Consider the following 23,079-nt stretch of genomic DNA (forward strand, 5'->3'; position numbering starts at 1 on the left):
GGCCAAGGGGCCGATGCCGCTCGGCACAGCTCCACCGGTCGCGCGACGACGTTCAGATATCCGCGGGCCCGTCCGCTGCGGCCGACCCAAGGGCGCGTCGGCGTTCGAGCCACCAGAGCAGTGCCGAGACCAGCAGCCAGGCGGCGAACCAGGGCCAGGATGGCCCGCGCGCGCCGTCGTCGGGGACTGCGATGCGGCGGGATGGCGGCCGGGACGCCAGTTGCAGCGTGGCGGCGCGGGTTTCGGCGGCGGCGCGTGCCGCATTCGGAGGGACGATGGGGAAAGGCCAGGCTTTGCCGGCGCTGGTGACGCTGTGCCAGCCGGCTGCGGAAGGCCAATAGGCGGCGCAGCCGGGGGCGGCCGGGTCGGCAAGCAGCGTCGTCGTGGCGCCGGCGGGATCGGTGACTGTCGCCGGAAAGCCGAGGTCGCATAGCGCGATTCGCCCACCGGGCGGGCCGATGACCCGCGGCGGGCTGCCGGCGCCGGGGCGGGCGAGGGTGGCGAACAGCTGGCTCCACAGCGCGGCATGGCGGTCGGCGGCGCCGGACAGGGCGAGGGTGTAGAGATCGGTCACCGGCCACAGGCCGATGCGGCCGCGGCCGCTGCCGCGCCAGGCCCCCATGGGTGCGCCGGCGGGGTCGCGGCCGAGCGCGATCGTGTCGGGGGGCAGGGCGCCGAGCTGCAACGCCGCGGCGGGTGTCGCCTCGCCGCCGGCCAGGCGGACCGGCACCACGGCCTGGCCGAGTGGCAGGCCGAGCGCCGCCCATTGCCGGCGCGTGGCGTCGGGCACCGGCCCGGTGACGCGCAGCACGAGGCCCATGCCGCCGCGCACCGCCGCCAGCACGCTGCCGCGCTGGCCGCCCGACAGGGTGCCCCAACTGCGCTCGTCGAGCACCAGCAGGTCGGTGCGGGCCAGCGTGCCGGCGTCGAGCCGCGCCGGGGCGTCGCCGATGTCGAGCCCGGCGCCGGCGGCGATGCTGGCGGTGAGGTTCAGCCCGGCATCGCTGGCCCAGCGGCGCAGATATTTGAGGTCGGGCCCGGCGGCGCCGGCGACGACGAGCACGCGCGGCGGCGGCGCCACGGCGGCGACGACGGGGATTGTCGTGGCTTCGACGAGGCGCTTTGCGGTATCGCTGATGCGCAGCGTGAAGTCCGCGGGGCCGGCGACGCGGGCAATGCCGGCAAGATCGAAGTCTCCCGATGCCGGCAGCACTGCCGTGGCGACGACGGCGCCGGCGGGATCGTGGAGCGCCACGCTGCCGCCCGGCACGCCGCCGACGTTGCCGCCGACCCGGAATGCCGCGCCGGGGGCCGTGGCGGGGGGCAGCGCCAGCGCGTGGAGGCCGGGCGGCAGCGGCGCGGGAACGAATTCGAGCGGCAAGCCGGCGGCGGCGTCGCGGTCGCGCGGGCGCAGGCCCTGGCCGATGATGCGCAGCCGGGCGGTGCCGGGGTGGCGGCGCAGCGCGGTGCCGAGGTCGGGGACGCGCTCGGCGCCGGGCAGGGCGGGAGCTTCGGGCAGGGCGACCAGCGCATCGCCGGCGGCCAGCGCGTCGAGGCGGGGGGCATCGGCGGTGGCGATGACAAGGGTGCCGGCGCTGCCGGGCAGGCGCGGCGGCTGCAGCGTGAGGTAGAGCAGGGCCGCGGCGAGGGGTTGCAGCGCCACCAGCAGCACCAGCCGCCATGCCGGCGCGCGCTCTGCGGCGGCCGCGCGGGCCTGCCAGAGGGCGAGGCGGACCCAGGCCAGCACGACGGCGAGCGCCAGCAGCCCGGCGAGCAGCAGCGGCGGGGGTGTCGCCGTCATCGCAGCGCATCGAGATAGCGGCGGCCGGCGGCATCGCCGGTGGCGCGGCGGGTCACCTGTGCGGGCGGCACCGCCAGCGCCTGCCACAAAAGCCCGCGCAAACGGTCGCGGCAGGGGCGGCAGCGGGGGTCGCGGGCGACGGTGTCGATGGCGGCGGCGAGGGCCAGCGGGTCGCCGACGCGGGACCCGGCACCATCGATCCAGCGCTGCAGCGCGCCGAGATCGACGTCATCCGGACCCGCCAGCGTCCGCCAGGCGGCGGCCGGCACGGCATCGACATCGCCGGCGAGGCGCGGCGGCGGGGCCAGGCGCGGGGCGGCGAGGGCCTTGCGATCGCCGGTCAGGCGGCGGGCCGGGTCGATCGGCGGCAGGTCTGGGCCGGTGCGCGACAGGTAGATGCGGGTCGCCTCCTGCACCTTCTTGATAAGGCGCAGCGCGACATAGGCAGGGGGCAGCGCCTGGTCGGGAGCGCTCTGGCGCAGGTTGCGTTCCGATTCGAACATGGCGTCGAGCGCCTGGCGCAGCAGCGTGCGCGATTCGGGGTCGATCAGCGTGGCGTCGCCCTCCTCATGGGCATGGCCGTATTCGGCGAGTACGTTGCTGGCGTCGCCGAAAGTTGCAGACTTCGACGGCGCATGGTCGTGGCCGTCGTCGGCAGCATGGCCGCTGGGCAGCGGTGCCGGGGTGTCGGCATCGGGTTTCGGTGCGGGGGTGGCGGGTTTTTCGGCTGCGTCGTTGGTCGGCAACGCCGGTTCCTCGCTGACTTCGTCGCCGAGAAAGCGGCCATAGCGCTGCCGCAGGATGGCCTGGTCGATGCCCAGCGCGTTGGACCGTTCGGAAAAGCGCGCCGGCGGCAGGCTGCGGCGAGCCTTTTGCAGGGCCTCGGCATCGATGATGATCTGGCGCTGGCTGCGGAAATAGGCGGGGAGCACGGTGCGGACCATGCCGTCGAGGCCGCTGCCCTGTACGCCCTGGTCGGGCGGCCAGCGCAGGATCAGGCTGGGGCCGCGCGCGCTTTGCGGGCCGGGGCTGCGATTGTCGGTGATGGTGAGCTGCGCGACGAGGTCGTTGCCGGTGGTCAGGCCGAGCGCGGCGATGTCGAGGCTGGCGGAAAAGCGGCGCTTGCGGGCGGGGCCGCTGCCGGTGAGCGTGGTGGTCCGCTCCTGAAAAGTGATGTTTTCGCCCTCCCCCTTGGTCACGATTATCCGCAAACGCGCGGTTTGCGACACGCCATGATCGTCGCTGGCCTCGAAATTCAGGTTCCAGCGGCGCTGGCCGCGGGTCATTTGCGTGAGGGTTCGTTCGGGATCGAGGACGCGGAGCGTCGGCGGCGTGTCGCGGATGGCGTCGATGCGGTGCAGCGGCGGCAGCGCGGTACCCTTTTCCCCTGCGTCGATGCGGTAAAGCATTGATCGATCGAGGGTTTGGGTGAGGGTGAAGGTGTCGCCACGGGGGGTGAAGGGGCGCATTTGCCCATTGAGAAGCGTCAATTCGAGTGCGGTTGGCGCGGGTTTGTACTTGATCGACCATTCAAGTCGCGAGCCCTGCGGGGCGCGGGCATCGAGGCCGTCGACGGTGCGCGCCGGCAGGCCGGTGTACGCCGGGGGCACGATACGGAGTTGCTGGGACACAAGCTGCGGCGGGCCGCCGGGCGCTGCGGCGGCGCCGGGCCGGGTCGTGTCGCCGGGGCGCGAGACCGGCCACAGGAATGCGGCGGCGGTGATGGCGAGGCCGGCGGCCCAGGCGACGGCGATGGCGCCGCGGTGCCATTCGGCGGCGAGCGCCGCGCCGGTTTCGTCGGCGAGGCGGGCCTGCAATCGCGCGCGCTGGAGCTGCTGCAACGGGCCGAGCGCGTCGGGGGCGGCGAGCAGCAGGTCGGTGCTGTCCTCCATGTCGGTGCGGCCGGCATCGAGGCGGCGTGCGACCCAGCGGGCGTCGAAGCGGCGGGCGCGGTGGCGGGCGATGGCAACGGCGAGTGCGAGGCCGAGGGCGAGCACGGCGAGCGCGGCGGGCACGCCCTGCCAGCGCCAGGCAAGGGCAGCGGCGGCAGCGACCAGCGGCGCGGCGATGGCGAGCGTGTTGGCAAGGCTGCGTCGGCGGGCCGGGGCGGCGAGCTGGCCAATATCGAACGCTGTTGTCATGGCAACGTTTTCATGGCGCGGGGGCCCGGGCACGGCGCGTCGCGAGCCAGCGTTCGGCGAGGAACAGCGTGGCGACGAGCAGGGCCAGCCAGGGTTGCAGGTCGCGCGCCGGCTGCGGCCAGGCGTCAGTGCCGGGGGTGGGCCGGAGGTCGCGGGCGGCGACGCGGGATGGCAGCGGCGGGGTGTCGTCGAGCAGGGCGGCGAGCTGGCGCGGGAAATCGGGTTCGAGCAGCAGCGGCAGGGCACCGGCGTCGAGCGGGCGGGTGAAGCGGAGGAGGCGGCCCTTGCCGAGCGGACGGGCGGTGGCGACGGCGGCGCCGTTGGCGTCGCGCCAGGCCGTGGTGTCGGCGTCGCTGGCGGCTTCGCTGTCGTGGCTGACGAGCGCCGTGCCGCCGGCTTCGATCCAGCTGCGGACGCCGGCGGGCAGCGGACCGGGGGCGAGCCAGGCGAGAATGCGCGGCGGGGTCGGCAGCGGCGCGTCGGGGGCGGCGGTGTCGTAGGCGGGGGGCTGGCCGGGCGGGGTCCAGGCTGCGGCGGCGGCGCGGAGGTAGCGCAGGCCGCGATCGGGGCCGGGGGGCTGGCGCAGGCTGAGTGCGGGCGGTGCGGCGGGGGTGGCGGCGCGGGCCGGCATGGCGCCGGGGACGACCTGCCAGTCGACGGGGCGGGACAGGCGGGGGCGCTCGGCGTCGACGCCTTGCAGCACGGCGGGGACGATGACGCGCAGCGGCACGCCGGGGGCGAGCTCGGCGTCGAGCTGGCGGATGAGGCTGGTGACGCTGGTGGTGGTGGCGGGCGCCGGGACGGCCACGGCGGGGAAGCCGGGGGCAAGCCAGACGGTACGGGCGCCTTCAGCCGTGGTTGCGGTCAGGCCGGGCAGGACCGCCACGACGGGCGTGCGGTCGGCGCTGCCGGGCAGGACCGGTCGCGCCAGCCAGAGGGCGACCAGCGCCAGCAGCAGCAGCCGCGCCGCCAGCAGCAGCCATTCGTCGAAGCGGATGCGCGACCTTGGCCGGGGCTTCTGCCGCAGCCATTGCAGCGCGGCGAAATCGGTCGGCAGGGCTTCGCTGCGCCGCGCCAGGTGGATGGCGAGCGGGATCAGCAGCGCCAGCAGGGCGGCGAGCGCCGCCGGCAGCAACAGCGCCGGCATCAGCGATATTCCGCCGCGGCCTGGCTGCCGAACAGGCGGCGCAGCGGCACGTCGAGTTCTTCGTCGAGGAACAGCGCGGCGTGGCGGATGCCGAGGCTGTCGAGCCGGGCGTGGCGTTCCGCACGCGCGGCGCCGAAGCGGGCGAGGAAGTCGTCGCGCAACGCGACGCCGTCGCCGAGCAGTTCCTCGCCGGTTTCGGGATCCCTGAAGCGATAGCCACCGCGATAGGGGAAGTCGCGTTCGGTGACGGTCAGCACCTCGATGGCGAGGACTTCGCGGCGGGCGGCGGCGAGGCGGCCAGCGAGATCGAGCGTGGCGGGATCGAAGAAATCGCTGATCATGACGACGAGATCATGGGCGCCGACGCGATCCCAGAGCGGGGCGAGTTGCCCGAGCGCCGGAAAGCCGCGGCCGGCGTCGAGACGGCGCAGTTCCAGCGCCAGCCGGTCGCGCTGGCGGACGCCGGTGCCGGCGGCGAGGAGCGACAGTCCGGCGTGCGAGAGCCCGATGAGGCCGAAGCGGTCGCCCTGCTGCATGGCGAGTTCGGCGATCGCGGCGGCGAGGCCGCGCGCGGCGGCGAGGCGCGACCAATCCGGGCGGCCGGGGTCGGCCTGGGCCATGGAGGCGCTGGCATCGACCAGCAGCCACAGCGCCAGCGGGCTTTCGCGTTCGGATTCGCGCACGAAGAAGCGATCGGAGCGGGCGTAGAGTTTCCAGTCGATGGCGCGCGGTTCGTCGCCGCGTTCATAGGCGCGGTATTGCGCGAATTCGAGGCCGGCACCGCGGCTGCGACTGTGGTGGAGGCCGATGCCCTGCAGGTCGACCGCCCGCCGCGCGGTGATGCGGAGGGATTTGAGGCGGTTGCGGACGGCAGGGGGGATGAGGTCGGGCGACACCGGGCGGCGGGCGGTCAGGCCGCAGGGTGCGGTACGCTGCGCAGCAGCGCGGCGATGACGTCGTCGGCGGACTTGTTCTCGGCCTCGGCGGCGAAGGACAGCAGCAGGCGGTGGCGCATGACCGGGGCGGCGAGTGCCATGATGTCGTCGCGGGTGGCGGCGAGGCGGCCCTGGAGCAGGGCCCGCGCCTTGGCGGCGAGCACCAGCGACTGGCCGGCGCGGGGCCCGGCGCCCCAGCGGACATAGGAATTGACGACCTCGGGCGCACCCGGGCCCGGCCGGCTGGCGCGGACGAGGCGCGTGATCCAGCCGAGCAGGTCCTCCCCCAGATGCACGTCGCGGACCCAGCCCTGCAGGGCCAGCACATCCTCGGCATGCATGACCTGCGGCACCACGGCGGCGCGGTTGCCGGTCGTTTGCGCGAGGATGTCGTGTTCCTCGGCTTCGGTCGGATATTCGACGCGGATCAGCAGCAGGAAACGATCGAGCTGCGCCTCGGGCAGCGGATAGGTGCCGGCCTGTTCGAGCGGATTCTGCGTCGCCAGCACGAAGAAGGGCTTGGGCAGCACATGGGTGACGCCGCCATAGCTGACGGTCTTTTCCTGCATGGCCTCGAGCAGCGCCGCCTGGGTCTTGGGCGGGGTGCGGTTGAGCTCGTCGGCGAGCAGCAGGTTGGTGAACACCGGGCCGGGCTGGAAGCGGAAATGGCGCTTGCCGGTGCCATGGTCCTCCTCCAGCAGTTCGGTGCCGAGGATGTCGCTGGGCATCAGATCGGGGGTGAACTGGACGCGGCGGAATTCCAGCTCCAGCGCCTGGCCGAGCGAGCGGACGAGGAGCGTCTTGCCGAGGCCGGGGACGCCTTCGAGCAAACAATGCCCGCCGGCGAGGAGGCCGATGAGCAATTGTTCGACGACATCCTCCTGGCCGACGATGGCCTGTGCGATGGCGGCGCGCAGGTCGTCGAGCCGGGCAAGCCGGGCCTGGATCTGGGATTCGGTGACGGCGTCGGGCATCGGGGCTCCAGGCTCAACTATTCAGGGCGTACATGACGATGTTGACGGCGAATTTCGTATTGTCTTCGGCGAGGAAGCGCTTGTTGCGCCAGTCGTAATCCCATTCGCAGCCGTAGTCCTTGTTGCTGTAGAGCACGCCCAGGCGGCCATCGATGGTGATGCCCTTCAAGTAATCATGGACGAGGTCGTCGCCCCAGCCGTTCAATTCAAAACCGGTGGCGGGCGGGGCGTCGAACTTGAAGAAGCTGCGCAGCAGCGGGTGCGCCGGCGGCAGTTTCTTCAGCGCGCCGGCGCCGAAGATGCGCGCCATCTCGGCCTCGAACGACTTGGCGAACAGGCCGTCGATGTCGTGGTTGCAGTCGTCGACGAGGACGAAGCCGCCGTTCCTGACATAGCGTTCGAAATTGCGGCGCTCGACGGGGTCGAATTCGACGAGCTTGTGGCCGGCGAGATAGCAGAAGGGCGCGGTCAGCACGGCCGGGTCCGACAGGGACACGACATGCTCGCGCGGGTCGACGCGCAAATTGGTATAGTCGATCAGCGCGGTCATGACGTTCGACGGCATGCGCTGGTCGACATCCCAGTCGCCGCTGTTGTAGCGCAGCCGGGTGAAGCGGAAGTCGTAGGGCAGCGCCGGCGCCGCCGCGGGCAGCAGCGCCGCGGCGACGGCGGCCGCACCAAGACGCAGGAAGCGGGCGCGGGAGATCATCACCGCGCCCGGGGTTCCTCAGACCGCGTCCGACAGCGACGTGAAGGTGAAGTCGCGCAGCTTCATCGGCGGGATCATCATCACCATTTCCTCCTCGTCGTCGCCGACGCGGACCGGCTTGCCGAGCTCATCGATGTTGTTGAGCATGATCACCGGGGATTCGTTGAAGCGGAAGTTCTTCAGCGGATATTTGATCTGGCCGTTTTCGATGAAGAAGGTGCCATCGCGGGTCAGCCCGGTCAGCAGCACGGTCTGCGGATCGACCATGCGGATGTACCAGGTGCGGGTGACGAGGATGCCGCGCTGCGTGCTGCGGACCAGGTCGGCGGTGGAGCGGGTGCCGCCCGCCATCAGCAGGTTGCCCGGCTGGCCGACGGCGCGCTTGCCCTGTTTCTGGGCCCAGAAGCGTGAATAGTTGAGGTTGGCGATCTTGCCGCCGTCGACCAGCGCCATCTTTTCGCGCGGCAGGCCGTCCTCGTCCCAGGGCATGACTTCGGCGCCGGGAGCCCAGGGATCGGTGCTGAAGCTGACGCGCGGATCATAGACCTGCTCACCGATCTTGTTGCCGCCGCCCTTTTTCGACAGGAAGCTGCGGCCTTCATCGGCCTGGCGGGCATCGAAGAAGCGCATCATGAACGAGATCAGCCCGGCGGCCGCGGCGGGTTCGAGGACGACGGTGTATTTGCCGGGCTCGAGCGCGCGGGCGTCGGCGGAGGCGCTGGCCTTGCGCATCGCGGTCTGGATTTCATCGGCGGCGCTGAAACTGGCGGCATCCTGCAGGTTGCGCGCCACCCAGCCCGAGCCGCGGCCATCGGCGGTGCGGACGGTGCAGGTGTAATCGAGCGCGGTGCCGGTCTGGTAGCCATAGTTGCCGCGGCTGTTGGCAAAGGCGACGAAGCGGTTGGTATCGCTGAGGAAGCCGGCGGCGACCAGCTTTTGCGCCTTGCACGGCGCGATCGAGGCGCTGGCCATTCTGGCGCGATATTCGGGGGTGATGGCGGCGGTGGCGGCGCTGAAGGTCGCGCTGGGCCGATAGGTCTGCTTGCCGACGGCGGGGACGAATTCCGGGTTTTCCGGGGCCAGCTTGGCCAGGTCCTCGGCGCGGCGGACGACGCGTTCCAGCGCGGCATCATCGAAGGCGTTGATCGTCGCCGTGCCGACGCGCTTGCCATAGGCGACCTGCACGGCAAGCTCGGTATCGGTGACGATGCCGCTCGTCGACACGTTGTTGAGGGCAAAGCGGATGTTGCCGGTGGTGGTGCCGGTGATCGTCGCCGTGCATTCGTCGGCCTTGGACATGGCGACGACCTTCAGCAGGATCGCCTTCAGCTCGGCTTCGGTGGGAAAGCTCATGGGTGTGTTCTCCTGCGCCGCAATCAGCCGAGCGAGCGGGCGGTGTTGATGACGTTGATGCCGTCGAAACGGGCGGTCGACGAGCCGTGGCTGACCGCCGACGACTGCGCGGGCTGGCCCTTGCCGTCGAAGAACGAGCCGCCGAGGCGGTAATCGCTTTCGTCGCAGACGGCGCTGCAGGCGTTCCAGAATTCGGGGGTGCGGATCTGGTAGGCGACATCCTCGATCTGGGCGCCCAATTTGCCGTTCTTGATCTCGTAGAACAGCTGCCCGCCAAACTGGGCATTGTAGCGCTGCTGGTCGATCGAGAAGGAGCCGTCACCGACGATGTAGATGCCGTTTTCGACATTGGCGATCATGTCGGCGACGCTCAGCTTGGCCTTGCCGGGCAGCAGCGAGACATTGGCCATGCGCTGGAACTGCACCGCGGCCCAGTTGTCGGCATAGCAGCAGCCGTCGGATTCGGTCTTGCCGAGGATATGGGCCTGGTCGCGGATCGACTGGTAGTCGACGAGCTTGCCGTCCTTGATGAGGTCCCAGCGCTTGGTCTTCACGCCTTCGTCGTCGTAACCGACATAGCCGAGGCTGCCGACCTGGGTCTTGTCGGCGACGATGTTGACCTTGTCGCTGCCGTACTGGAAATTCGCGGTGCGCTTGTCGAGCGTCGCGAAGCTGGTGCCGGCGTAGTTGGCTTCATAGCCCAGCACGCGATCGAGTTCGAGCGGGTGGCCGACCGATTCATGGATGGTCAGCCAGGTGTGCGAGGGATCGAGGACGAGGTCGTACTTGCCGGGCTTGACCGACGGCGCCGTCAGCTTGGCGCGCGCCTGCTTGGCGGCGGCGATGGCATCGGCCTTCATGTCATAGCTGTTGCCGTAGTTGACGACACCGTTCGGCGACACGAAGCGGTCGGCGGGCTTGCCATCGAGATATTCGAAGCCGCGGCCCATCGGCGCCGACAGCTCGGCGCGGGTGCGGAACTTGCCGCTGGCCTTGTCGATCGCGGTCACCGTCATCGGGGTCCAGATGCGGTGGACATCCTGGTCGATGTACGAGCCGTCGGTGCTGGCGAAATATTTCTGCTCGTTGACGAGGAACAGGATCGAATTGATGAAGTCGGCGCCGGCGGCCATCGCTGCGGCGTTGACCTGCAGCAGCATGTCGACCTTGTCCTTGATCGGCACATCCATCGAATTCTTGACGATCGGCGTCTTCCACGAGACTTCGCCGACGCCCTTGACCGGGGCGAGCTGCACCGGCGCGGTCTGGCTGCCGGCATTGGCCTTGGCGATGGCGGTGGCCTGGCGGGCGGCGGCGGCAACGCCGTCGTTGCTCATGTCGTTGGTGGCGGCAAAGCCCCAGGCGCCATTGGCGACGACGCGGACGCCGACACCCATCGATTCGGTGTTCACCACATTCTGCACATTGGCTTCGCGGGTGATGACGAACTGGCGCAGGTAGCGCCCGATGCGGACGTCGCAATAGCTGGCGCCGGCGCCGGTGGCGGCAGAAAGGGCGGCATCGGCCAGCCGCTTCTTGATGGCGACATCCATCGTCGACTGCAGCGCCTCGGCGGCGATGACCTTGCCGAACGCGGCGGGAACGACAAGCCCGCCGCCGACGAGGCCGGTGATTGCCAGGAAATCACGTCTCAACAAGGCATTTCTCCACCAGCGCGAGCCCTTGGGCGGGCCCGGCTCCCCAATGATTGCAGGCAAGCGAAGCCAACGGCGGCACGGGCCGATGTCGACATTCGTTGCTGGCGACAGTCATCGCCGACCGATCCGACCGCGTCAACGCCTAGCCGAGCGAACGTGCTGTATTGATGACGTTGATGCCGTCGAAGCGCGCCGTGGCGGAGCCGTGGCTGACCGCCGAGGATTGCGACGGCTGGCCCTTGCCGTCGGAAAAGGTGCCGCCGAGCCGATAGTCGCTGGCGTCGCAGATGGCGCTGCAGGCGTTCCAGAATTCGGGCGTGCGGATCTGGTAGGCGACATCCTCGATCTGGGCGCCCAATTTGCCGTTCTTGATCTCGTAGAACAGCTGCCCGCCGAACTGCGAATTGTAGCGCTGCTGGTCGATCGAATAGGAGCCGCGGCCGAGCATGTAGATGCCGTTGTCGACGCCGGCGATCATGTCGGCGACGTCGAGTTTCGCCGTGCCGGGTTCGAGGCTGACGTTGGCCATGCGCTGGAACTGCACGCTCGACCAGCTGTCGGCATAGCAGCAGCCGTCGGACGCGGTCTTGCCGAGGATATGGGCCTGGTCGCGGACCGACTGATAGTCGACCAGCTTGCCGTTGCGGATGAGGTCCCACTTCTTGGTCTTCACGCCCTCGTCGTCATAGGCGACATTGCCGAGGCTATGGGCTTCGGTCTTGTCGGCGGTGAAATTGACCCTGGCGCTGCCGTACTGGAAACCGGCGTCGCGCTTGTCGATGGTGGCAAAGCTGGTGCCGGCGTAATTGGCCTCGTAACCCAGCACGCGATCGAGCTCGAGGGCGTGGCCGACCGATTCATGGATGGTCAGGAAGGTGTGCGACGGGTCAAGCACCAGGTCGTATTTCCCTGGCTTGACGGAAGGCGCGGTCAGCTTGGCGCGCGCCTGTTTCGCCGCGGCGATGGCGTCGGCCTTCATGTCGTAGCTGGTGCCATAGGCGACGACGCCGTTGGGCATTTCGTGGCGGCCGGCGGCGGCGCCATCGAGAAATTCATAGCCCATGCCCATCGGCGCGCCGAGGCTGTTCCTGGTGCGGAACTTGCCGCTGGCCTTGTCGACGGCGGTGGCGGTGAACGGCGCCCAGATGCGGTGGATGTCCTGGTCGATGTACGAGCCGTCGGTGCTGGCGAAATATTTCTGCTCGTTGATGAGGAACAGCGTCGAGTTGATGAAGTCGGCGCCGGCGGCCATCGCCGCGGCGTTGACCTGCAGCAGCATCTCGACCTTGTCCTTGATCGGGACCGCCATGCCGTTCTTCACGATCGGGGTCTGCCAGGCGACTTCGCCGACGCCTTTTTGCGGGGCGAGTTGCACCGGCGCGGTCTGGCTGCCGGCGTTGGCGCGGGCGATGGCGGTGGCCTGGCGCGCGGCGGTGGCGACGCCATCGACGCTCATGTCGTTGGTGGCGGCGAAACCCCAGGCGCCATCGGCGATGACGCGGACGCCGACGCCCGTCGATTCGGTGTTGACGACGTTTTCGACATTGGCCTCGCGGGTGACGACGAACTGGCGCAGGTAGCGCCCGATGCGGACGTCGCAATAGCTGGCGCCGGCGCCGGTGGCTGCCGTCAGCGCGGCGTCGGCGAGGCGTTTCTTGACGGCGACGTCGATGGTCGATTGCAGCGCCTCGGCGGCGATGACCTTGCCGAAGGCGGCGGGGACGACAAGGCCGCCGCCGAGGAGGCCGGCCACCCCCAGGAAATCACGTCGCAGCATTCGCCAGTCTCCCGTCTGTTGCACCAGCGACTAGCGGCAGATGCCGGTGCCCGCAAACGCGCAAATGCCGGCTGCCGGTAAGGGCAGCCGGCATCAGGCCGACATGGTACCCGGGCACGACAGGTCGTGCCCGGGCAACAGGATCAGAAGCGCATGATGGCCTGCACCGTGTAGCGACGACCCAGCGCGTCATAGGTCGACGGGAAGGTGTTGCCGCTGTTGAAGGTGGTGCTGCCCACCGACGCGCCGACGATCGGCGGCTTGCGGTCGAACAGGTTGTTGACGGTGGCGATCAGCGTCAGGTTCTCGAGAACGTTCACCCGGCCCGTCAGGTCGAAATAGTGATAGGCCTTGATGCGGCGGAAGCGCGAGTCGACCACGCAACCATCAGGATCGGCGCCCGTCGGATCGCCGCAACCGGCGTCGACGGCGGCGGCAACGTCCTCGTTGAACTGCGTCGGTTCGAAGCGCACCGGATCGATGTAGCGCCACAGCACCGAGAGATCGAAGCTGTCGAACCCGAAGGTGGTGCGCAGCGACGACTGGAACTTGGGCTGGATCGAGCCGGTGAACGAGCAGTTCGGCGAATAGTAGCCGACGCAGTCGCGGTTGAGCGCGGTCGGCGATGCCTTGAACGCCGAATCGAGGGTCAGGTTGGCGTTGCCGATGACCGACAGCTTGGCAAAGCCGATGCTGGTCGAATAGGCGATCGAGCCGTCGATGCCGCGGGTGAAGATGCGGCCGGCGTTGGTGGTCGGCAGCGGCAGGCCCGGGGTGGTGTCCGGCGGGCCGTCGAGGCCGCCCGTCGCCGGGTTGCGCTGGATGGCAAGGCACGCTGGATTGGTGACGCTGGCGGCGCTGAGGTTGTTGAAGCAGGCGCCGATGACGTCGCCCGGCAGTGCCGAGGTGATCGCGTCGTTGACCCGGATGTCGTAGTAATCGGCCGTGATGGCGAGGCCGGGCACGAAGCTGGGCTGCCAGACGATGCCGGCGGTCCAGGTGTCGGCCTTTTCCGGGCGCAGGTTGGTGTTGCCGCTGAACACGGCATTGGCCTGGGCGGCGGTCGGGTTCTCGATGCCGCCGATGCTCGACACCGGCGCACCTTGCGCCACGCAGACGGCGCCGAGGACGGCGTTCGAAGCCGGGCCGGCACCGGCGCAGGGGTCGATGCCGAGGTTGGTCAGGCCGACGGTGGCCGGCGTGAACAGTTCACCGATGTTCGGCGCCCGCACGGCCCGGCTGTAGTTGCCGCGCACCTTGATGCCAGCGCCGATCTGCCAGCTGCCGCCGGCCTTCCAGGTGAAGGCGTCGAAGCTGGGGTTGCCCGGCGCGTCGACATCGTACTGCGAGTAACGGGCGCCGGCTTCGAGGGTCAAATTCTCGAAGAACGGCCGGTCCTGCAGCAGCGGCGCGATGATTTCGCCATAGACTTCCTTGACGTTGTAGGCGCCGGTGATGTTGGGCGCGGCGCCGCCGGCACCGCCGAGTTCGCCCGGCGTTTGCGAAAGCACGTCGGAGCTCTGTTCGGCGGTGTACTTGCGATACTCGCCGCCCAGCGCGAAGCCGATGGCGTCGGACGCGGTCGGCAGCGCAAAGCCGAGGTCGCCGCTGACCAGTGCGCGGACCTGGGCGAGGCTGGTGCGGACCGTCGAGGTGCTCTGTGCAGTCAGGAAATTCGCCGCTTCGGGCGAGATCGAGCCGCCGGGGCCGAAGAAGTCGATCGGCACGCAGCCATTGCTGGGGTCGAGGCAGGTCGTCGGATCGGTCGACAGCAGCGACTGGCGGGCGCGCGAGGTCAGCGCATAGCCGCTGATCGTCTGGGTATTCTCGCTCTGGCCATAGCTGCCCGACACATCCCAGTTGATCGTGTCGGTGATATTGCCACGCAGGCCGGCGCGGAAATCGAAGACGGTGGTGCGATAGTCGCTCTGCCGATTACCGAGTTCGGTGGTGCGGCGGGCGAGGCCGGTGGTGACGGTGCGGTAGTTGGGATCGTTCGGATCGACGGCACCGGCTGCGGCGGTGCATTCGGCCGGGGTGAACAGCGGCGCGTAAGTGCCGGCGGCGCCGACGTTGCGGGCGCACAGCTGGCTGCGCAGGCCGGCGGGCAGGAACGGGTTCGACAGCGGGATCGTCACGTCGGAGCCGAAGACGCCCGACGGGGCGATGATCGTCGACACGGTGTTCCGGGAGAACAGGCCGCGGCTGTAGACCTCGACGGCGTCGCTGATTTCATAGCGAGCCTGACCGAACATGTTGAAGCGTTCGAACGGGGTCTGGAAGACGTTGAACGGGTTGAAGTTGAACGGCGAGAACAGGCCGCGGGCGAGGCCGGTCGCCGGGTCGATCTGCAGATTGCCGTTGGCGACGGTGGGATCGGTGGACGGCAGGCCGGTGGCCGGGTCGATCGGGCGGGTGCCGGTGAAGCGCGACGGGATCGCGGTGCCCGAGCCGCCGGTGACGCCGGCATAGCTGTCAAGGTTTTCGGCGCTGAAGCTGCGGGCGCCCTGGAAGACCGCGTCGGTCTTCTGATAGCCGACCGACAGCGTGGCATTGCCCTTGCCGTCCTCGAAATTGGCACCGATCGTCAGGTCGGCGCGGAAGCTCTGGCCGTCGCCGGCTTCGGTGAGGCCGTTCGACAGCTGCAGCTCGGCGCCGGTGAAATCCTGGCGGGTGATGAAGTTGACGACGCCCGAAATGGCGTCGGCGCCATAGGTCGTCACGGCGGCACCGGTCAGCGCGTCGACGCGCTGGATCAGCGCCAGCGGGATGTTGTTGAGATCGACGACGCCGCCGAGGCCGGCCGGGGTGATGCGGTTGCCGTCGAGCAGCACGAGGTTGCGGTTGGTGCCGATGCCGCGAAGATCGACGAACGAGGCGCCGCCGTTGCCGTTGTTGACCGCCGAACCGATGCTGGGGACGACGCCCGGGATGTCGCGCAGGACTTCTTCGGCGACGTTCGACGCGCGCAGCTGGATGGTTTCGGCGGTCGTGACCGTGACCGGCTGCGACGACACGAGGTTGGGATTGCGGATCAGCGAGCCGGTGACGACGATGGTGCCTTCGTCATCGGTGGCGCCGACGGCGGCGGCGGTGGTCGGCTGGGCACCGGAGCTGGCCGGCACGTTTTCCTGCGGGGCGCCCTGGGCAAAGGCGGGGCCGGCGAGCAGCGCCAGCGCGAGCGTCGCGGCGCTGCACTTCAGCGTCGAACGGAGAGGGGAAGAGTACGCGAGCACTGGCAATATCCTTTGCAAAGCAAACCGAAACGCGACGCTGCAGGCGACGAAAGGGCCGACGCGGGTGCGTCGAACCAGGCCATGAAGCTGGGCGCAAAATTCTGCGCAACGGCCACGAAGTAAAGTCCCGATTCAGTTCCGGCGAAATATGACGGGGCATGTTGCGCACAAGTCACAGTATTCATGGCGGCAATGCAACAATTGCTCCGGCGAAACGAACCACGACATCCGATGTTGGATGCGTAATATTATAGTGCTGTTTGTTACGGTGTAAAAATCGTGGCTAGTGACGATCATATTCGGCTCAGAAACGAACCGACGACATCTGTCGCTATTGTCGAAGGCGCGTCCGGCATTGTGCTGTGGTTGATCGTGGCGCCGTGTCGAGGCGAACGACAGGCGCGTGTTTTATTGACGGTTCGCCGGACCCGGCGACACGCCATGCCGTCCGGCGACGGGAGCGCCGGGACGGGCGGGGGCTGGCGGCGTGCCGGCGCGGGCGACATTGTCGGGCGGGGCGCGCGTCGGGCTTTTGCGGCGGCGATCGTGGTTCATGGGCCCCGGCCTGCGCCGGGGCGGCAGGGTGTTACAGCTGCATCGCCTCCAGGCTGTCGAGCGGGATGAAGCGCGGCGCCGCGGGTTCGGCGCCTTCCTGGGGGCGGAACAGCGGGTCGGCGGCGACATAGGCCGAAAAGTCATGGCCGGTGGCGTCGGCGAGGTCGGCGACCGCGATCTGGAAGGTGCGATATTCGCCGAGGACGATGCCCTCCATCGCCTCGGTGCGGCTGCGCCGTTCGAGAAGGTCGCGGATCAGCTGTCCCTGGCTCAGCAGATAGGCGGTGGCGCGCAATTTGGTGCCGGTCTCGTCGAGCGTCGCCACCAGCTTCCAATATTCGAGCGGCACGCGGGCGCCATCGATGACCGGGTCGTCGGGGCCGATGATGGGGCCGGTGAAGACCGAGGCGAGGAAGCCGCCGGTGCGGGCATTGTCGAGAATGTAGTTTTCCAGCCCCTGCCACAACAGCTTGCCCTGGTTGAGCTGCGAATGCTGCGGCGCCGCGTTGACGTAGTGGAAGGTATCGTCGTTGGCGAGCTGCGCCGAGCCGCCCCAATTGGGGTCTTCGCGCCGCACCAGATGGCCGCGGTCGATCTCGGCATCGGCATAGTTGGCGGATCCGAGCTGGACGGCGGCGGGGATGCGCAGGTCGGCAAACCACTGGTCGCGGCCGCGCTTGATGCGCACGGTCTTCTGGCCGTCGATGTTGACTGCGGTCATCAGCGGCACCTTGTCGGCGGCCGAATATTTGACGCCGAAATGGGTGTAGCGCAGTTCGCCCGCTTCCTTGGGCTTGTCCGATGGCTTGGCGAGGCCCGCGGCCGCCGCCGGCGCCAGTTTCGGCCACGGCGTCGCGACCTTGCCCTTGCCGAGGAATTTCGTCGAGAACCCCTTGCGGCCCTTGAAGAAATCGGCGGCATGGACACCGTCGCCGAAGGTCGCTTCGCTGGTGGCGCCGCCGCCCGGCACGGCGACGAGATTGCCCTTGAGCAGGCTTTTGAGCGTCTCGACGCCGACGGCGCTGTTGCCCTGGCCGAAGACGCCGGCGAAATGCAGCCCGACGACCTTGCCCGATTCGAGGCTGATCAGCGGCGAACCCGAATTGCCGCCGAGGCTGGTGCAGTCGTGCATCAGCAGCGTCTGGCCGGTCAGCGCCTGGGTGACGCGGCCGGGCGCCAGCCGCTTCACGTCGTAGAGCTCGCGGAAGTATTTTTCCTGCGCGTCGGCATCGTTGCGGGCGTCGCGCGCCGGATAACCGATCAGCGTCACCAGCTCGTCCATGGCGGCTTCCTTGTCGGCCAGCGGCAGCGGCGACGGCTTTACGGGGGCCGTCGTCGCGACGCGCAGCAGCGCGCAATCGGCGGCGAGGTCGTCGGCGAGATATTCGACGGCGACGACCTGCACGGTGCGGCTGGCGTCACCGGCGCCGCTGCCGTCTTCCTCGCGGAAATCGACGTTGATGCCCTGGCGGGCGCCGCCGGGGCTGCGCAGGAACACGCCGCTGCCGTTGGCGGCGCGCTGCGCCACCAGCTTGGCGACATGGCGGTTGGTGATGATGATGTCGCCGGTGGCGCGGCGATCGATGACCCAGCCGGTGCCGCCCCAGCGCATGGTCGAATTGACGAATTCGACCCGGCCGACCGAGGGCACGTATTTCTGCACGGCGATGATCTTCGCATCGGCGCCGGGCAGGTCGGGCAGCGGTTCCAGCACCACCTTGTCGTTGCGGACCAGCAGCGGCGGCCGCCCGGTCAGCCGCACGATGGCTTCCAGCGTCGGCAGCGGCAGCAGGCTTTCGAGCTGGGCGGCGTCGCGCCCGGTGGCGATGTCGATCTCGGCGGGCAGCTCCGCGGCGATCGCGGGCGGCAAATTGCCGGCGGCGAGCCGGGCGTTGACCGCCTCGATCATCCTGGGCGTCAGCAGGCCGCGCAGGGTTTCGCGGCGTTCGGCGGTGTCAGTCATGAGGCAAGTCTCCGGTCAGGATGGCGAGCGGCGGCACGAAGGCCGAGGGGATGTCGTGGTCGAGCAGCAGCCCGGCGCGGGCGACGGGATCGGGCAGCGCGGCGACGGCGGCGAGGACGCCGCCATGGCGCCGCCGCAGCCGCGCCAGCAGCCCGGGGCCGTCATCGGCAGGGTCCCAGAGCGCCAGCTGGCGCAGGGCCCAATCGGCAGGATCGTCGAAATTCGCGAGTTTCTGCACGCGGCGGCGGATGATGATGTCGGCGCCGGCCTCCCCCTGCCAGCCCGGTGGCGGCGTGTCATAGGACCAGCGGCCGGCGATGGTGCGGCGCCAGCGTTCGGCGGCGGCGGCGAGCGTGCCGAGATCGGGGTCGCGGCGGCGCCAGGCCTCCGCCCCCGCCCATTCGGCGAACAGCCCCAGGCCCGCGATGCCGGCGATGGGATTGGCGGCGACGGGGCCGAGGCCGAGCGGCGAGCCCGACAACAGCCCGCCGGCCTGGGACAGCCGGGCATCGGCGGCGCGGGCGGCATCGATCAGCCGGTCGTTGCCGCGCATCACCGCAAGATTGGCGGCGACCACCGGATAGGGCGACAGCGCCACCAGCATCTGCAGGTCGTTCCATTCGATCGCGGCCGCCGACACCAGGCCGCGGGCGCCCAGCCGCTCGCGGACGACGCCATAGGCATGGGCGGTCGCCGGAGCCTGGCCGCGGCGGCCGTCGGGGGCGGGAATCCAGCTGTCGAGCGCGGCGGCCACCGCGTCGCCGTCCTTCGACGACCACAATGGTTCCTGGCGATGGCCGTTGGCGGCGAGGACGAAGGCCAGCGCACCCTGGCGGGCGAGCGGCCCGGCGCTGCGCATCGCCTGTGCGATCAGCGCGTCGATGCCGGGCAGGGCGAGCATCCGCCGTAGCCGGGGCCGGGTGAATTCGGCACGGATTTCGAACCGCGCGATGGCGAGCGGCAGCGGCAGGGCAAAGATCTCGGTATCGTCGCGGACCATCCGGTCACGTTCGGCGAACATGCGGCGGGCGCGCTGCCAGCGGCCCGAGCGCCAGTAGAAGGCGCGGATCGCCATCGCCGCCGGCCGGCGCGGATCAAGGCCGCCGGCGGTGGCCATCTGGTCGACGACGAACTGGCCTTCGGCCCAGTCCTCGCGGTCGATGAGGTTGAGGACTTCGGCGGCGAGCGCGGCGTCGTCGACGATGGGCGCCGCGGCGGTCGGGGCTTCGCCGCCCTTTCGCAACTGCGACGACCGGCGCCCGGCGAGACCGGCGACGAGATCGCGCGCTTCGGGCGGCAGCTCGGCGAGCGTCGCCGGGTCGAAGCGCTGCGCCACGGCCGTGGTGATCGCCGGGCGGCGGTCGCGAAAACGCATCAGCTGCAGGCGATGATAGGCGGCGTCGACATCGGCCTGGGCATCGTTTTGCCGCGCGAACCAGGCGGCGGCGGCGGCATCGACCTTTTCGCACAATTTCGGCTGGTCGCGGTAGAGCAGGGGCAACAGGATGGCGCGCATGTCGCTGCGATGGATGACGAAATCGCGCGCTACGGGATCGCGCTGGACAAGCCACAGCTGGCCGGCGAGCGCGTTGAACAACGTTTCGGCGCGGCCCGGCGCCAGCGGCGGCAGCCCGAGCGCCGGCGCCAGCACCTCGCCGAGGAAGGCGGCGCTGATCCGGCGCGCGAGCAGGCCGGGGTGGGCCAGCCGGCGCAGCTCCGGATCGTCGATGCGGGACAGCAGGATGCGGTAGAGGAACGCCGCCGCCACATCCTTGTCGAGCATCCCCTGCGGCAGTTCGCCGACACCATGCTCGCGGACGACGGTGGCGGCGAGGCGCAGCACCAGCGGGTTGCCGTTGGCCAGGTCGGTGATCGCCGCGCGGGCTTCGGGCGGCACCGCGAGCCGGACCAGCAGCGCATCGGTTGCCGGGCCATCGAGGCCATCGAGCGGCACCGCCAGCCCGACGCGGCCGGGGGCGCTGTCGAGGGCATTGCCGCGCCCGGCGGCCAGCACGGCGAGCGGCCGCAGCCCCGCCGCAAGCAGCGTGTCGAGCCAGCGGAACAGCCGCTCGGGGTGTTCCTCGCCGCGGGCGCGCAGCACCTCCACGGTATCGAGGACCAGCAGCACCGGGCGGCCCGAGGTGCGCACCGCGGCGCCGACCACCGCCGCCAGCTCGGGCGGCACGCTGCCGCGGCTGCTGTTGCCATAGCTTTCTTCACCGCGGGTGACGCTGGCGGCGCGCAGCCGGGCCTCGAGGATCGGCTTGCCGGCGTCGCCGAGTCGATCGGCGATCTGGCGCGCCAGCTCCATCGTCAGCCCGAGCAGGTCGTTGACGTCGAGGCCGGCGCGATCGAAATCGAGGCGCACGACGATGCCGCCGCGGGCATCGCCGGCGCGGCCGGTGACTTCCTCCAGCAGCGCCGATTTGCCGATGCCGGGGTTGCCGGCAATGTACGCCGCGCGCACCGGCGGCGCGACCAGCGGCTTTTCGAGCCAGGCGATCAGCGCCGCCGTCTCGCTTTCGCGCCCGAAGAAGCCGCGCGCCTCGAAACCGCTGCGCCGCGCCTGCCGGTCATGGCGGGACAGCGCCTGGCGGGCATCGACGATGCGGCCGCCGGCCGGCGCCGCCAGGCCGGCGCGATCGAGCGCGGCGACGATGCGTTCGATCAGCGGGCGATCGGGCGTCGGCGCTGACAGCGCATCGGCGACGGCGGTGTCGGTGAAGGCACCGTCGCCGGCCAGCGCCGCGAGCAGGTCTGCGGCGGCCTGGTCGGGATCCTGGGCCCGGCGCTCCGCCACGGCGGCGAGGAGGTCGGCGCGGTCCTTCAGTGTGCGGTCGAGGATGAAGCGGCGCTCCCCGCTGCGGATCAGCCAGCGGCTGCCGTTTTCGAGATCGGTATCGCAGGCGGCGGCGAGCGCCGAGGCGACGAGCGTCGTCAGCCCGGCATCGGTGACCGCGGCGGCGCGCAGCGCGGCGATCGGCTCGAAGGGGCCCGACAGCGCCGCATAGCGCTTGGCGCGGGCGACGAAGGGCGCGGCGTCGGGGTCGGGCGGCCCGCTCATGCCGCGAACATCGCGCGGACGGCGGGGCGCAACCGCTCCGCGACCTGGCGGGCCTGCCAGGGATCATAGATGCCGTTGACGTCGGCGAGGCCGGCAAGGCCCTGCTGCACCAGTTCGGCAACGCGTTCCGCCGACAGCGTCGTGCCGGCCGCTGCCGCCGCATCGGCAAGGAACAGCCGCACGTCGCTTTCACCGAAGCCGGTGATGTAGTCGGTCATCAGCCCCGGCGCGCCGATGTCGGGCGGGTTGGGCATCGCCTGGAATTCGAGGCCGGGGACGGCGACCGCCTCGAAGCCGGCGACGACGAGGCGGAGGTGGGGCAGCTTCAGCGCCTGGTCGATGAAGCCTTCCAGTTCGGCGCGCATCGCGTCGCCGAAGGCGATCGCCGGGTGGTCGATGAAGAGCCAGAGCTGGCGGCCGAGCGCCGCGGCCGTCGCATCGAGCGCGGCGGCGGCGCGGCGGCCGCGATCGGCGCCGACGGCTTCGGGGGCGCTTTGTTCGGCGGCGACGCCCTGGCGATCCTCGATCGGTGTGCAGGCAAAGCCGACGGCGCCGGCGCGGCGAAGGATGTCGTTGGCGAGATCGGGGATCAAGGTTTCGAAGCTGATGCGGCACTGGCGCGTGTCGGGGCTGCGCGCCGTCATGCGGTCGAGCATGGCGAAGGAAAAGGCGAGGCCGGCGAGATCGCCCGCCGCATCGGCGCGCTTGACGCGGATGCCGCGCACCCGGCTGTTGCCGCGGGCCAGCGCATAGGCTTCGAAAAAGGCCTGGCGGCCGATGACGAATTCGCCGTCGGGCGTGCCGTCGAGCGACCACATCCGCGACGGCGCCTGGTCGGCATCGACGAGCGGGCGGATCTTGCCGAGGAAGCGCGCCGTCGGCACCAGCCGGCCGCCGTCGCGCCAGCCCTTGCCCTGGTGGATGCCGGCGAGCGTCAGCGTCGCATCGAAACAGCCGCCGCCCGACGAGCCGCCGCGGGTTTCGACACTGTGGCCCCAGCGGCTCGTCAGGCGCGGGATTTTGCCGAGGCTGCCGAAGCCGATGCCCTTGTCCTGGCCTTCGGGGTAATGGACGACGATGACCGCGGCGCGCCGGCTATAGGCGCCGGGCTGGGCCGGCAGCGGCGCCGACCCCATCAGCGCGCCGGCCGGCCGGGCCAGCCGGATGATGGCATAATCGTCGCCATTGACCGCGGTATCGTCGCGCGGCAGCCGGCTGGCGGCTTCATCGGCGGTGGTCGGCGATGCGATCACCGGCGGCATCACCGCGTCGATCGAGCGGCCGTCGGACAACAGCACGGTGACCTTCGACCAGGGCTCCGCCACCGACGTCGGCGTTGCGGCGAGGACGTGGAAGGCGGTGAGCACCGTCGTCGGGCCGACGAGGATGCCCGAGCCCATGACGACGCCGTCGCGCAGGATGCGGCAGCGAAAGGCGGCGGCGCGGGCGAGGAAGGCGGCGGCCTTGGCGGGATCGAGATTCGATGCGGTGATGTCGACGGCTTCGAACTCGGCGGTGCCGAAGTCGATGGCGACGCCGCGCACGCTGAGCGCCCGGGCAAAGGATTCGGCGAGGCTGCGGGCCGCCAGCTGCTCGACCCAGAAATCACCCGGCGCGCGCCCGAACATCTGCGCCGCCGCGGTCAGCCCGGCCGCTTCCAGCCGGGGCCCGGTCGCGTCGAGCATGACGGCACCCAGCGCATCGGCGGCGATGTCGGGGTGGGCATCGATGGCCGCGGCGATTTCGGCGGCATCCCACATCGCCCG

Annotated in this window: 13 protein-coding genes; all 13 read right to left on the reverse strand. The window is 70.3% G+C overall.

The genetic code is table 11. The features are described 5' to 3' along the window. Window positions 1-52 precede the first annotated feature (52 nt). The 13 genes from ACP7AI_RS00600 to ACP7AI_RS00660 all read right to left on the reverse strand — a co-directional run bounded on the left by ACP7AI_RS00600 (window position 53) and on the right by ACP7AI_RS00660 (window position 23,073). Window positions 53-1,801 (reverse strand): carboxypeptidase regulatory-like domain-containing protein, encoded by a 1,749-nt coding sequence (locus ACP7AI_RS00600; protein ID WP_426162924.1) that lies wholly within the window; start codon window positions 1,799-1,801, stop codon window positions 53-55. Beyond that, window positions 1,798-3,942: a DUF4175 domain-containing protein gene (locus tag ACP7AI_RS00605; protein ID WP_426162926.1), complete on the reverse strand. Its 2,145-nt coding sequence runs from the start codon at window positions 3,940-3,942 to the stop codon at window positions 1,798-1,800. The genes ACP7AI_RS00600 and ACP7AI_RS00605 overlap by 4 nt, the downstream gene beginning before the upstream one ends. A gap of 10 nt (window positions 3,943-3,952) precedes the next feature. After that, the gene (locus ACP7AI_RS00610; RefSeq protein ID WP_426162928.1) at window positions 3,953-5,089 is read right to left on the reverse strand and encodes a BatA domain-containing protein; all 1,137 of its coding nucleotides are present in this window, start codon (window positions 5,087-5,089) and stop codon (window positions 3,953-3,955) included. Continuing rightward, window positions 5,089-5,985 carry a DUF58 domain-containing protein gene (locus tag ACP7AI_RS00615; RefSeq protein ID WP_426162930.1) on the reverse strand — a complete coding sequence of 299 codons (897 nt, stop codon included), beginning with the start codon at window positions 5,983-5,985 and terminating at the stop codon, window positions 5,089-5,091. Before ACP7AI_RS00615 ends, ACP7AI_RS00610 begins: the two co-directional genes overlap by 1 nt. A 14-nt stretch (window positions 5,986-5,999) precedes the next feature. Further along, window positions 6,000-6,998: an AAA family ATPase gene (locus tag ACP7AI_RS00620; RefSeq protein WP_426162931.1), complete on the reverse strand. Its 999-nt coding sequence runs from the start codon at window positions 6,996-6,998 to the stop codon at window positions 6,000-6,002. 13 nt (window positions 6,999-7,011) lie between these two features. Then, window positions 7,012-7,707 (reverse strand): DUF4159 domain-containing protein, encoded by a 696-nt coding sequence (locus ACP7AI_RS00625; RefSeq protein ID WP_426162933.1) that lies wholly within the window; start codon window positions 7,705-7,707, stop codon window positions 7,012-7,014. Between the two features lie 18 nt (window positions 7,708-7,725). Continuing rightward, a complete protein-coding gene (locus ACP7AI_RS00630) occupies window positions 7,726-9,060 on the reverse strand; it encodes a TldD/PmbA family protein (RefSeq protein ID WP_426162934.1) in 1,335 nt (444 codons plus the stop codon). Between the two features lie 23 nt (window positions 9,061-9,083). Continuing rightward, window positions 9,084-10,718, reverse strand: a complete 1,635-nt coding sequence (locus ACP7AI_RS00635; protein ID WP_426162936.1) for a TldD/PmbA family protein — start codon at window positions 10,716-10,718, stop codon at window positions 9,084-9,086. Between the two features lie 142 nt (window positions 10,719-10,860). Next, a complete protein-coding gene (locus tag ACP7AI_RS00640; protein ID WP_426162938.1) occupies window positions 10,861-12,495 on the reverse strand; it encodes a TldD/PmbA family protein in 1,635 nt (544 codons plus the stop codon). Between the two features lie 143 nt (window positions 12,496-12,638). After that, entirely contained in the window at window positions 12,639-15,731 is a 3,093-nt protein-coding gene (locus ACP7AI_RS00645; protein WP_426162940.1) for a TonB-dependent receptor domain-containing protein, read from the reverse strand. Between the two features lie 586 nt (window positions 15,732-16,317). Beyond that, window positions 16,318-18,249 (reverse strand): DNA/RNA non-specific endonuclease, encoded by a 1,932-nt coding sequence (locus ACP7AI_RS00650; protein ID WP_426162943.1) that lies wholly within the window; start codon window positions 18,247-18,249, stop codon window positions 16,318-16,320. Further along, window positions 18,242-21,313: an AAA family ATPase gene (locus tag ACP7AI_RS00655; protein ID WP_426162945.1), complete on the reverse strand. Its 3,072-nt coding sequence runs from the start codon at window positions 21,311-21,313 to the stop codon at window positions 18,242-18,244. The genes ACP7AI_RS00650 and ACP7AI_RS00655 overlap by 8 nt, the downstream gene beginning before the upstream one ends. Further along, entirely contained in the window at window positions 21,310-23,073 is a 1,764-nt protein-coding gene (locus ACP7AI_RS00660; protein WP_426162947.1) for a trypsin-like serine peptidase, read from the reverse strand. Before ACP7AI_RS00660 ends, ACP7AI_RS00655 begins: the two co-directional genes overlap by 4 nt. Between the last annotated feature and the right edge of the window lie 6 nt (window positions 23,074-23,079).

The sequence above is a fragment of the Sandarakinorhabdus sp. DWP1-3-1 genome (assembly GCF_049896705.1).
Classification (GTDB): domain Bacteria; phylum Pseudomonadota; class Alphaproteobacteria; order Sphingomonadales; family Sphingomonadaceae; genus Sandarakinorhabdus.

Bases quoted from the DNA above. Each gene is read 5' to 3' on its own strand.
- ACP7AI_RS00600 (WP_426162924.1), bottom strand. From the start codon at position 1,801: ATGACGGCGACACCCCCGCCGCTGCTGCTCGCCGGGCTGCTGGCGCTC.
- ACP7AI_RS00630 (WP_426162934.1), bottom strand. From the start codon at position 9,060: ATGAGCTTTCCCACCGAAGCCGAGCTGAAGGCGATCCTGCTGAAGGTC.
- ACP7AI_RS00660 (WP_426162947.1), bottom strand. From the start codon at position 23,073: ATGTGGGATGCCGCCGAAATCGCCGCGGCCATCGATGCCCACCCCGAC.
- ACP7AI_RS00610 (WP_426162928.1), bottom strand. From the start codon at position 5,089: ATGCCGGCGCTGTTGCTGCCGGCGGCGCTCGCCGCCCTGCTGGCGCTG.
- ACP7AI_RS00625 (WP_426162933.1), bottom strand. From the start codon at position 7,707: ATGATCTCCCGCGCCCGCTTCCTGCGTCTTGGTGCGGCCGCCGTCGCC.
- ACP7AI_RS00640 (WP_426162938.1), bottom strand. From the start codon at position 12,495: ATGCTGCGACGTGATTTCCTGGGGGTGGCCGGCCTCCTCGGCGGCGGC.
- ACP7AI_RS00655 (WP_426162945.1), bottom strand. From the start codon at position 21,313: ATGAGCGGGCCGCCCGACCCCGACGCCGCGCCCTTCGTCGCCCGCGCC.
- ACP7AI_RS00605 (WP_426162926.1), bottom strand. From the start codon at position 3,942: ATGACAACAGCGTTCGATATTGGCCAGCTCGCCGCCCCGGCCCGCCGA.
- ACP7AI_RS00650 (WP_426162943.1), bottom strand. From the start codon at position 18,249: ATGACTGACACCGCCGAACGCCGCGAAACCCTGCGCGGCCTGCTGACG.
- ACP7AI_RS00620 (WP_426162931.1), bottom strand. From the start codon at position 6,998: ATGCCCGACGCCGTCACCGAATCCCAGATCCAGGCCCGGCTTGCCCGG.